12 protein-coding genes are annotated in these 11,266 nt (G+C 67.4%); 10 read left to right on the top strand and 2 right to left on the bottom strand.

The features are described from left to right. The coding region (locus DQP56_RS12630; RefSeq protein ID WP_112685889.1) for a DUF5642 family protein at nucleotides 1–567 on the top strand (567 nt) is incomplete at its 5' end. Between the two features lie 19 nt (nucleotides 568–586). On the opposite strand, the gene DQP56_RS12625 is transcribed toward DQP56_RS12630, so the two are convergent. Further along, complete coding sequence (locus DQP56_RS12625; RefSeq protein ID WP_234825640.1) at nucleotides 587–2,176, bottom strand: CocE/NonD family hydrolase; 1,590 nt, start codon at nucleotides 2,174–2,176, stop codon at nucleotides 587–589. Nucleotides 2,177–2,227: 51 nt separating this feature from the next. After that, the gene (locus tag DQP56_RS12620) at nucleotides 2,228–2,818 is read right to left on the bottom strand and encodes a DUF3558 domain-containing protein (RefSeq protein WP_112685885.1); all 591 of its coding nucleotides are present in this window, start codon (nucleotides 2,816–2,818) and stop codon (nucleotides 2,228–2,230) included. Between the two features lie 133 nt (nucleotides 2,819–2,951). Here DQP56_RS12620 and pptH point away from each other — a divergent pair, with 133 nt between their 5' ends. The 9 genes from pptH (at nucleotide 2,952) to DQP56_RS12575 (ending at nucleotide 11,153) form a co-directional block, all read left to right on the top strand. After that, nucleotides 2,952–3,917 (top strand): ACP phosphodiesterase PptH, encoded by a 966-nt coding sequence (pptH, locus tag DQP56_RS12615; RefSeq protein ID WP_112685883.1) that lies wholly within the window; start codon nucleotides 2,952–2,954, stop codon nucleotides 3,915–3,917. Further along, nucleotides 3,914–4,579 carry a 4'-phosphopantetheinyl transferase PptT gene (pptT, locus tag DQP56_RS12610; RefSeq protein ID WP_112685881.1) on the top strand — a complete coding sequence of 222 codons (666 nt, stop codon included), beginning with the start codon at nucleotides 3,914–3,916 and terminating at the stop codon, nucleotides 4,577–4,579. Before pptH ends, pptT begins: the two co-directional genes overlap by 4 nt. Further along, on the top strand, nucleotides 4,576–5,460 hold the full coding sequence (truB, locus tag DQP56_RS12605) for a tRNA pseudouridine(55) synthase TruB (protein WP_112685879.1): 885 nt from the start codon (nucleotides 4,576–4,578) through the stop codon (nucleotides 5,458–5,460). The genes pptT and truB overlap by 4 nt, the downstream gene beginning before the upstream one ends. A gap of 298 nt (nucleotides 5,461–5,758) precedes the next feature. Then, nucleotides 5,759–6,334 (top strand): TetR/AcrR family transcriptional regulator, encoded by a 576-nt coding sequence (locus DQP56_RS12600; protein ID WP_112685895.1) that lies wholly within the window; start codon nucleotides 5,759–5,761, stop codon nucleotides 6,332–6,334. Between the two features lie 156 nt (nucleotides 6,335–6,490). Next, nucleotides 6,491–7,696, top strand: coding sequence for a lipid-transfer protein (locus DQP56_RS12595; RefSeq protein ID WP_112685877.1), 1,206 nt, complete (start codon nucleotides 6,491–6,493; stop codon nucleotides 7,694–7,696). Nucleotides 7,697–7,721: 25 nt separating this feature from the next. Continuing rightward, complete coding sequence (locus DQP56_RS12590) at nucleotides 7,722–8,162, top strand: type II toxin-antitoxin system Rv0910 family toxin (RefSeq protein WP_112685875.1); 441 nt, start codon at nucleotides 7,722–7,724, stop codon at nucleotides 8,160–8,162. After that, nucleotides 8,159–9,031, top strand: coding sequence for a MaoC/PaaZ C-terminal domain-containing protein (locus tag DQP56_RS12585; protein ID WP_112685873.1), 873 nt, complete (start codon nucleotides 8,159–8,161; stop codon nucleotides 9,029–9,031). Before DQP56_RS12590 ends, DQP56_RS12585 begins: the two co-directional genes overlap by 4 nt. Continuing rightward, nucleotides 9,031–9,897 carry an SDR family oxidoreductase gene (locus DQP56_RS12580; protein WP_112685871.1) on the top strand — a complete coding sequence of 289 codons (867 nt, stop codon included), beginning with the start codon at nucleotides 9,031–9,033 and terminating at the stop codon, nucleotides 9,895–9,897. Before DQP56_RS12585 ends, DQP56_RS12580 begins: the two co-directional genes overlap by 1 nt. Then, entirely contained in the window at nucleotides 9,894–11,153 is a 1,260-nt protein-coding gene (locus DQP56_RS12575) for an acyl-CoA dehydrogenase family protein (RefSeq protein ID WP_112685869.1), read from the top strand. The genes DQP56_RS12580 and DQP56_RS12575 overlap by 4 nt, the downstream gene beginning before the upstream one ends. The last annotated feature ends 113 nt before the right edge of the window (nucleotides 11,154–11,266 follow it).

The raw sequence follows: 11,266 nt of genomic DNA, 5'->3' as shown, positions 1-11,266 counted from the left end.
GCTGCAGCGTATGACATCTCGCGGGTCGACGCCGTCAAGGACGACTTCCCGGCGGGCTTCGCCGTGCAGGCGCACCCGGCCAAGACGCTGGGGGAGCAGGACATCGCCGGGTCGGCGGTCGCCGCGTTCACCGACGCCACGGTCGAGCCGCCGCAGTGCCGGTCGGTGGTCATCCCGCCCTACGTCGATCCGAAGGCCGGGACCGAAGCCGCCGGTGTGATCGGGCAGGGCGACCAGGGCAACATGTATGTCGTCGCCCTGCGGTCACCGAATCCGATTGCAGCCGGCGATGATCCGGCAGGTTGCGACCGGATCTCGCTGTCCGGTTCGCCGGAGGCGACCGGGACCGTGGAGCGTATACCGGCACCCGCCATCGCCGGCGTCACCACAACCGGAGTCAAGCTCTCCGTCGCCGATCCCGAGGAGGATCCCGACTACCTCTACACAGCGGCACTCAACGATCGAACGTCGATCGTCGTCATGGGCAGCGCGGATCAGCAGCTGGATCCGCAACGGTTGATGTCGGATCTGTTGGTCAAAGCCGTCGGTGCGGTCCGCGGCCAGTGATAACGGTCGGCCGGCCGTCTCAGGGCTCGCGGGGCAGCAGCAACCGTGAGTCGCCGAACCGCACCGTGTGCGTCGCCGGCTGGACCCGTGCGCCGCTGATCGGCGCTTCTCCGGTACCGAGGTTCGCCGCGTACCGCGGGTGGTTGCCGCCGGCGATCAGCACCCGGATCCGGGAGCCGGCGGCGAATCGGTGCGCGATGGCGTCCAACTCGATACGCACTCGGCCGGTGTGGTGCTGCAACCGGCGGTAGCCGTCGGTGACGTTGACCGAGCGGCCCTTCCGGTTGACTTCACTGACCCGCACGAACAGGTCGACGTCCGGTACGTCGGAGCTGTGGTCCAACTCCACCACCGGGACCCCGCACACGTCCAGGTCCTCGGTCAATGCCTCGCCGGTGAAGCCGAGCACGTCGTCGCGACGGTACAGCCGGTTGTCGTTGCGGTAGCCGCCGGCCGGGGACAGCAGCCGACCCCCGATCGTGGGCGGCGGGTCGGCGGGGTCGAACCGGAACGACGCCGCCGAAGCGGCCGGGCCGGGTGCGCCCGGGGCGAGCCGGCCGCCGGGCTGCAGGTACCAGGCGTCGGTGGCAGCGGCCGGCGCCCAATCCGGTCGGTCCTCCCAGCCCTTGCCTGTTCGGAAGATCCGGACCCGGCTCGGCCGCGCCGATGTGGTCGAGCCCCGCAGCTGGGTCTCCAGCCACTGCAACGACTCGGCGGTGACCCGGCTCAGACCGGAGGTCAGCATCTGGGTGTGCGTCCACGGGCCGATCGTCAGCGCCACTTCGACGTTCCGGTCGCGCAACGCCCGGTACTGGGCCAGGGTCTGATCCAGGAACAGATCCTGCCAGCCGCCCAGCAGCAGTACCGGGACTCGCGAGTTCTCCAGTGCCGCCGGGTGGCGCAACCGATCCCAGAACGGGTCGTCTCGCTCGGGGTGCTCGACCCAGGATTCGTACCAGGGTGACCCGTTGCCCAGTAGCGCCCGCCCCGCGGCACCCAACGGCAGTCTGGCCGCGGCGCGCCGGACCTTCCGCTGGGCGGTGAGCTGGTTGATTCCGGCCCGGATCCGCGGCCGGTCCTCCTGGTGGGCCATCATGTGGCTCCAGCCCAGGAAGTCGTTGAGCGCGAATGACCCTGCGCCCCAGGTTGACTGGTACAGATCGTGTGGCCCGACGGTGATGACGGTCGCAGCCAACTCCGGCGGCGGATCGGCCAGCAGCGCCCACTGGGTGAATCCCAGATACGACAGCCCGATGGTGCCGAACGTCCCGGTGAACCACGCCCTCGTGCGCAGCCAGGCCACGGTGTCGGCGCCGTCGGCGGCCTCGTTGACCATCGGCTCGAAACTGCCGCCCGAACCGAACGTGCCGCGCACACTCTGCAGGATCACCCGATAGCCGCGGGCGGCATACACCCGGGCGAACACCAGCGAGAACGGGAAACCGCGGCCGTAGGGGCAGCGCACCAGCAGGGTGCCGGCCGCGTCGCCGGTCGGCTCATAGCGCTCGGCTCGCAGCACCACGCCGTCGCGCATCGGGATCGCCTCCCGGTGCACGGTGTAGCCAGTGGTGGGCGGGGGCAGCCGCCGCAGCGCCGCCCGGTTCAGCACGACATCGGTGAAGCGGGGGCCGGTGAGGCGGCGGGCCGTCTGCACCGTGGATCAGTATTTGTAGTGCGGCGCCAGCTGGTGGGCGCGCATCAGGTTCTCGGTCTGGCAGTCGGTGTCGGGGTTGGAGTACACCGGCGAGTAGTACAGCGACTGCTGGATCAAGCCGTAGCTGGTCTTGAACGCCACCATGCAGGAAAACCACCAGCGGTTGTTCCACTCGGTGGGCTTCATCACCCAGTACTGCGCCGCGCGGTGGCCGTTGATGTCCATCTCGATCGCGTCGGCCGGGATCGACTCGTCGTAGCTGCGCCACACGAACGTCTCGACGGCCATCTGGTAGTTGCCGGCGTCGAATTCGCAGCGCACGCCCTCCACCGGCTTGGGCGGGGTGAAGGCCAGGCCCAGCTGGGCGATCACGTCGAGCGGGATGTCCTCGCAGGCGTCAAACGGGCGGGGATTGGTGATGTTGACCGGCTTGCTGGAGGTGGGCGGCGGGGCCAGCGGCGCCGCCGTGGAGCGCAACTGCACCCCGTGCGCCCCCGCGGCGGCTGCGCCGTCGCCGGTCGGCGGCTGCTGCCAGACCATCACGACGGCCATCGCCAGCGCGCTGAACGCCGTGGCAAGGCGCAGTTTGGTGAGCATGCCACTCCTCGCTTCCGCCGGACTTTCCCCGGGAGTGTACAAGTTGGGGCTCGGGCTACTGCAGTAAAAGCGAGAACACGTTCTAATTCGCCCTCGGCGGTCTGGCCGGAGGGGATCGCTAGGCTGGACGATCGTGACCATTCCCGAGCCGAGGGCCTCGCACGGGCCGACCCTGTGGGCGATCTCCGACCTGCACACCGGCCATCTGGGAAACAAGCCGGTCACCGAGTCGCTGCACCCGGTGACGCCCGACGACTGGCTGATCGTGGCCGGTGACGTCGCAGAACGCACCGATGAGATCCGTTGGTCCCTGGACCTGCTGCGGAAACGGTTCGCCAAGGTGATCTGGGTGCCCGGCAACCACGAGCTGTGGACCACCACCAAGGATCCGATGCAGGTGTTCGGCCGGTCGCGCTATGACTACCTGGTCGACATGTGCGACCAGATGGGGGTCATCACCCCCGAGCACCCGTTCCCGCTCTGGACCGAGGAGGGCGGCCCGGCCACCATCGTCCCGATGTTCTTGCTGTACGACTACACGTTCCTGCCGGCGGGCGCGACCACCAAGGCCGAAGGTCTGGCCGTTGCCCGCGAGAACAACGTGGTGGCCACCGACGAGTTCCTGTTGTCTCCGGAGCCGTACGGCACCCGGGACGCCTGGTGCCGGGATCGGGTCGCGGTGACCCGCAAGCGGCTCGAGGACCTGGACTGGATGACACCGACCGTCCTGGTCAACCATTTCCCGATGGTGCGCCAGCCCTGCGATGCGCTGTTCTATCCGGAGTTCTCGTTGTGGTGCGGCACCGTCGAGACCGCCGACTGGCACACCCGCTACAACGCGACCTGTTCGGTCTACGGCCACCTACACATCCCGCGCACCACCTTCTACGACGGGGTGCGCTTCGAGGAGGTCTCGGTGGGCTACCCGCGGGAGTGGCGGGTCCGCAAGCCACACCGGTGGCTGCGGCAGATCTTGCCCGACCCGCAGTATCCGCCGGGATACCTCAACGAGTTCGGTGGCCACTTCATCATCACCGACGAGATGCGGGCGGCCAGGGCGAAGTTCGCCGAACGGCTACGGCAGCGGCAGTCCCGATGAGCAGACTGCTGAACACGGTGCTCGATCCCACGCCGTCGCTGGCCTGGGCCGAACGTTACGACGACCCGCCCGGGCTGGCTCCGCTGCCCGAGGAGGAGCCGCTGGTAGCGCGTTCGGTTGCCAAGCGCCGCAATGAATTCGTCACGGTGCGCTACTGCGCCCGGCTCGCATTGGAAGAGCTCGGTGAGCCGCCGGTGCCGATTCTCAAGGGGGAGAAGGGCGAGCCGTGCTGGCCCGACGGTGTGGTCGGCAGCCTGACGCACTGCGCGGGCTTCCGCGGTGCGGTGGTGGGCCGCGACCCCGAGGTGCGGTCGGTGGGTATCGACGCCGAACCGCACGATGTGCTCCCCGACGGTGTGCTCGAGGCCGTCAGTCTGCCCGCCGAGCGTGCCGAACTGGCCGGCTTGCCGACCGGTCACCATTGGGACCGGATCCTGTTCTGCGCCAAGGAAGCCACCTACAAGGTGTGGTTTCCGCTGACCAGACGGTGGTTGGGCTTCGAGGACGCCCACATCACGTTCACGCTGACCGGCCAGACGTCCGGCGCGTTCGTCTCCCGCATCCTCATCGACCCCGCGGCGCTGTCCGGTCCGCCGCTGACCGAGCTGCGCGGGCGGTGGTCGGTCACCGGCGGGCTGGTGCTGACCGCGATCGTGCTGTGAGCGTGCAACCCGGCCTGGTGGTCGTCGACAAACCCGCCGGCATCACCAGCCACGACGTCGTTTCCCGGTGCCGCAGATTCTTCGGGACCCGTAAAGTCGGCCACGCCGGCACGTTGGACCCGATGGCCACCGGGGTGCTGGTGATCGGCATCGAACGGGCTACCAAGATTCTTGGGTTGTTGACCGCTTCGCAGAAGTCCTACGCCGCCACCATTCGGCTGGGTCAGACCACATCCACCGAGGACGCTGAAGGCGATGTGCTGCAGACGGTTTCAGCCGCCCACGTCACCGATTCGCAGATCGCCGAGGCGATCTCGGGGCTGCGTGGCGATATCCTGCAGGTGCCCTCGACGGTCAGCGCGATCAAAGTCGCCGGCAAACGGTCTTACCAGCTGGCCCGGGAGGGGCGTGCGGTCGACCTGCCCGCCCGGCCGGTGCGCGTCGATCGCTTCGAGGCGACCGGCGTCAGGCGAGCCGGTGACCTCATCGACCTGGACGTCGAGGTGGACTGTTCGGCGGGCACCTACATCCGCGCGCTGGCCCGCGACCTCGGCGACGAACTGGGGGTGGGTGGGCACCTGACGGCGCTGCGCCGCATCCGCGCGGGCAGCTTCGGTCTCGATCAGGCCCGCACCCTCGAGGAGCTGGGGGACAACCCGCGGCTGAGCTACAGCCTGGATGAGGCCTGCCTGCAGACTTTTCCACGCCGCGCCCTGTCTGCCGACGAGGCACTCGACGCCAGCCACGGCCGGCCGTTGGCCCCGGCGGGCATCGACGGGATCTACGCCGCGGCCGCTCCCGACGGCCGGGTGATCGCACTACTGGAGGACTCGGGAAGGCGGACCAAATCGGTGGTCGTCATCCGGCCGGCGACGCTTTAGACCGCCTCGGCGACGCGCTGCACGAACCGGCCCAGCTGCGCCCGTCGTATTCGTCGAAGTCGACCCCCACGCCGCTGCCGGTGGCGGCGTCGCGTATCCGGCGGGCATCGGATAGATCGGGCCGCCGGGTCTATGCCGAGAGCTGGAGCTGCGACATCCCGCGCCAGCTGGTTTAGACATACCTTCAGGTCTGCATCTATTACACTTGATCACCACTCGTCGACGGAGAGGAGATCAGGTGGTGGGCGGAGGTCGCGGGCAGACGATCCGGCGCACTCAGGCCGAGCGTAGTGCCGCGATGCGCGAGCGGCTGCTCGATGCCACTGTCGACTGTCTGGTCTCCTACGGATACTCCGGGACGACGACGCCGCGCATCGCCGAACTGGCCGGAGTAACCCGTGGCGCCCAGATTCACCACTTCAAGTCCAAGGAGGATCTGGTGGTGGCGGCTATCGAGCACTTGGCGCAGCAGCGTGCACAGGCCGCGATCCGCCAACTCGGACGGCTCAAGGACAGCCCGGACCCGGTCTCGACCGTTCTCGACTTCATGTGGGAAGTCCACCAGGGCCCGCTGTTTGTCGCGACCATCGAACTGTGGATTGCCGCACGCACCGATCCGGTGCTGGCGCAGGAGATCCAGCGGGTGGAGCCGGTAGTCAACAGCGCGCTGATCGCGGCGATCGCCCAGCTGCTCCCGGAGCACCCGGCGCAGAAGGAGATCCGCAATACCGTCTACACCGCGATGGATGCGTTGCGCGGAATACTGATCGCCAGCTTCGTCGACCAGGACACCCGGCGGGCGCGGCGGCGGTGGGAGCGCGCCTGCGGGGATCTGCGCGCGGTGCTCAGCGGAGCAATGTCCGCGTCGAGCTGACCGCGGTGACCTGCGGTTCCCGCTGAGCGTGACAGTGGGTTCCCGGTGTCGAGCGCCGACCTATCGTCTTTTCGCGCCCATCCGTACCCCGTTGCAAAGATACAGTCAGGTGTGTATGTTTTGGGCAACGATGGGTACCCCGATGAACGGAGCGTGATGGCAAACAAGGTCTATGTGATCGGCGTCGGCATGACGAAGTTCGAGAAGCCGGGCCGCCGAACCAATGACGACGGATCGGCGTGGGACTACCCGGACATGGCCCGCGAGGCCGGGACCAAGGCGCTCGCCGATGCCGGCATCGACTACCGGGACGTCGAGCAGGGCTACGTCGGCTATGTCTACGGGGAATCCACGTCGGGGCAGCGGGCGCTCTACGAACTCGGCCTGACCGGTATCCCGATCGTCAACGTCAACAACAACTGCTCCACCGGATCGACTGCGCTCTACCTTGCCGCGCAGGCGATCCGGGGCGGGCTGGCGGACTGCACCATCGCGCTTGGTTTCGAGAAGATGAAACCGGGTTCGCTGGAAGCGTCCTACGACGACCGGGCCCAGCCGATGGAGAAGCACATCCTGGCGCTGGCCGAGATCTCAGAGGTGTTGTTTCCGCCGGCGCCGTGGATGTTCGGCGCGGCCGGCCGGGAGCACATGAAGCAATACGGTTCCACCGCCGAGCATTTCGCCAAGATCGGCTACAAGAACCACAAGCATTCGGTGAACAATCCGTACGCGCAGTTCCAAGAGGAGTACTCCCTCGACGACATCCTGGGCGCACGGATGATCTACGACCCGCTGACCAAACTGCAGTGCTCGCCGACCTCGGACGGCTCCGGTGCGGCGATCCTGGCGTCCGAGGGTTTCGTGGACCGCCACGGCCTGGCACCGCAGGCCGTCGAGATCGTCGGCCAGGCGATGACCACCGACTTCGCGTCGACCTTCGACGGAACCTGCAAGAGCCTGATCGGCTATGACATGAACATTCAAGCCGCGCAGCGGGTTTACCAGCAGTCGGGGCTCGGCCCGGAGGACTTCCAGGTGATCGAACTGCACGACTGCTTCTCGGCCAACGAACTGCTGCTCTATGAGGCCCTCGGGCTGTGCGGTGAGGGCGAGGCGCCCAAGCTGATCGACGACGGTGACACCACCTACGGCGGACGGTGGGTGGTGAACCCCTCAGGTGGCCTGATCTCCAAGGGGCACCCGCTGGGCGCCACCGGACTGGCGCAGTGCTCCGAGCTGACCTGGCAGCTGCGCGGCGCCGCCGACAAGCGCCAGGTCGATGGGGTCACCGCCGCACTGCAGCACAACATTGGACTCGGCGGCGCGGCCGTCGTCACCGCCTACCAGCGCGCCGAGCGCTGAACCGAACAGAAAAGGAGATACCCCCATGGGACACATCGAAGCAACCAAGCAACTGCAGGTCAGCCCGGACGCGCTGTGGCAGACGGTTTCTGACCCGTCCACCTGGGACCAGTGGTTCACCATCCACGAGAAGTGGCTGTCCGAGCCGCCGGCCACGCTGACCGAGGGCTCGTCGCTGACCGCGAAGATCGTGATGCTGGGCATGGCGAACAAGATCGAATGGACGGTGGACAAGGTGGATGCCCCCACCAGCTTGACGCTGTCGGGCACCGGGATGGCCGGCGTCAAATGCCAGTTCGAGTTCTCGGTGACCCCCGCCGGTGACGGTTCGCAGTTCAGCGTGGCCGGTGACTTCGAGGGTGCATTGATCAAGGGTGCGCTGGCCAAGGCGGTCGAGAAGGACGGCGCCAAGCAACTCGACAAGACGCTCGCGCAACTCGAAGCGTTCTCATCGGCGAACGTATGAGCGACGAGCTGGAGTTCGACGACAGCGGTCTGAACACCTGGGCCGACGAAGAGCGTTTCGAGGTGACCGCCGAGCGGATCGCCGAGTACGCCAAGGCGACCAATGACCCGATCCCCGCACACCTGGCCGGAGAGGTGGCGCCGCCGGTGTTCGGAATCGTGCCGGTCTTCGAGGCGATGCTCACCCCGGCGGTCGAAGTGATGCCGATCGAGCTGATACCCCGGGTCGTCCACGGCGAGCAGGATTTTCACTTCCACCGGCCGATTCGTCCGGGGGACAAACTGGTGTCGCGGGCCAAGATGATCGGCTACGAGGGCCTGGAGAAAGGTACCCGCTCGGCGATCCTGGTGGAATGCCGCACGGAGGACGGTGAACTGGTCAACGAGCAGTACGTGACCTGCTTCGTGCGGGGTTTCACCGCCGGCAAAGCGGTCGGGGAACTGAGCCCGCCGCACCGATTCGATGACGCGCTGCGATCTTCGGCTCCGATCGCGAAGGTGGCACAGCACATCGACGCCGACCAGACGTTCCGTTACTCGCCGGCATCGGGCGACCCGATGCCGATTCACCTCGATGAGGAGGTGGCCCGCGACGCCGGGCTGCCGGGCATCATCGCCCACGGGTTGTGCACCATGGCATTCACCTCCTGGGCGGTGCTCACCGAGGTCGCCGGCTCAGATGTCGCTCGACTCAAGCGATTCGCGGTGCGGTTCTCCAAGATGGTGCTGCCCGGCGACGACCTGGAAACCCGCATCTGGAAAGCGGGATCCGACGGCGGGCTTACCCGCTATGCGTTCGAGACGGCGCGCATGGGCACGGACGAGTTCGCTATTACCGACGGATTAGCTGTGATTGCAGAGGAGAACTGATGGGAGCATTAGCAGGCCGGGTCGCTGTCATCACCGGCGCCGGACGCGGTATCGGCCGCGAGCACGCGCTGCTGTTCGCCGCGGAAGGGGCCGCCGTCGTCGTCAACGACCTGGGCGGCAGCAACGCCGGGGAAGGCGCCGACGCCGGCCCGGCTCAGCAGGTGGTCGATGAGATCGTCGCCGCCGGCGGGCGGGCAGTCGCCAACACCGACAGCGTGTCGGACTGGGGGTCTGCCAGCGGGATCGTACAGCAGGCCATCGACGAGTTCGGCCGGCTCGACGTGCTGGTCAACAACGCCGGGATCCTGCGGGACGCCTTCATTCCCGGAATGGCGGAATCGCAGTGGGACGCGGTGATCAACGTGCACCTCAAGGGGCACTTCGCGATGCTGCACCACGCCGCCGCCTACTGGAAGACACAGTCCAAGGCAGGGGATCAACCCAACGCCGCGGTGATCAACACCGCCTCGGGCTCCGGGGTGACACTGCCCAACGCCGGGCAGGCCAACTACGGTGCGGCCAAGGCCGGAATCGCCGCGTTGACCCTGATCGCCGCCGAGGAGCTGGACCGCTACGGAGTGCGGGTCAACGCGATCGCGCCGATCGCGCGCACCCGGCTCACCTTGGCAACCCCCGGGATGGGCGCGTTGATGGCCGAACCGGAGGAAGGAGAGGTGGACCTGTTCGCACCCGCCAACATCTCGCCGCTGGTCGCCTACTTGGCTACCGACAAGTGTCCGGTCACCGGCACGGTGTTCGCGGTGCAGGGCGGTGCGATCTCGCGGCTGGCCGGCTGGCATGACGTGGCCACCATCGAGACCGACGGCGTGTGGGCAATCGACGACATCGCGGCGAGGCTGCCATGATCGAATGGTCCGACACCGACGAGATCATGCGCGACACCGTGCGTGAGTTCATCGACAAAGAGATCCGCCCGCACCTGGACGAGCTGGAAAGCGGTGAAATCTCACCGTTCCCGATCGCACGCAAGCTGTTTTCTGAGTTCGGCTTGGACGTGATGGCCGGCGAAGCGGTCAAGTCGATGCTGGAACGCCAACGCGCCAAGGCCGACGGCACGGAGCCCGAGGCGGGGGGCAAGAAGTCCTCGGGCGGCGGGGGGCTCGGCGACCTCGGCGGCCAACTGTCGATGGCCGCGGTGATGGTCTCGGAGCTCTCCGGCGTGAGCATCGGCTTGCTGAGCACGATCGGTGTCTCGTTGGGGCTTGGCGCGGCGACCATCGCCAGCCGCGGCACGCTGGCGCAGAAGGAGCGCTGGCTGCCCGACCTGATGACGCTGGACAAGATCGCCTGCTGGGCGATCACCGAACCGGATGCCGGCTCGGACGCCTTCGGCGGCATGAAAACCTACGTCCGGCGCGACGGTGAGGACTACATCCTCAACGGGCAGAAGACGTTCATCACCAACGGTCCCTACGCCGATGTGCTGATCGTCTACGCCAAGCTCGACGACGGTTCGGCGGTCGACAAGCGACACCGGCCGGTGCTGACGTTCGTGCTCGAGGCCGGGATGCCGGGGCTGACCCAGGGCAAGCCGTTCAAGAAGATGGGCATGATGTCCTCGCCGACCGGGGAGCTGTTCTTCGACAACGTGCGGCTGACCCCCGACCGGCTGCTCGGCGAAACCGAGCAGCACACCGGCGGCGACGGCCGGGAGAGCGCGCGGGCCAACTTCGCGGGCGAACGGGTCGGCGTGGCGCTGATGGCGCTGGGCATCATCAACGAATGTCACCGGCTGTGTCTGGACTACGCCAAGACCCGCACGCTGTGGGGCCAGAACATCGGGCAATTCCAGCTGATCCAGCTCAAGCTGGCCAAGATGGAAGTCGCCCGAATCAACGTGCAGAACATGGTGTTCCAGACCATCGAGAAGGTGCAGGCCGGCCGGCTGCCGTCGTTGGCCGAGGCCTCGGCGATCAAGCTGTACTCGTCGGAGGCCGCCACGGAGGTGGCGATGGACGCGGTGCAGCTGTTCGGCGGCAACGGTTACATGGCCGAGTACCGCGTCGAGCAACTGGCCCGCGACGCCAAGTCACTGATGATCTACGCCGGCAGCAATGAGGTCCAGGTCACCCACATCGCCAAGGGGCTGCTGAGCCAATGAGGCTGCGCCGCCGGTCGATCACTCGTGCTGATCGGCTCACGTATAGCCGGGTGTCGCGCGTGGTCTTCACCGCGACATTGAACGTAGTGCTGTCGAACCGCTGGCTGCTGGCC

The sequence above is a fragment of the Mycolicibacter senuensis genome (genome assembly GCF_003284925.1).
Taxonomy (GTDB): Bacteria; Actinomycetota; Actinomycetes; order Mycobacteriales; family Mycobacteriaceae; genus Mycobacterium; species Mycobacterium algericum_A.
The sequence above is the reverse complement of the archived record's forward strand: the minus strand, read 5'-3'. Positions and strand labels throughout refer to the sequence as shown.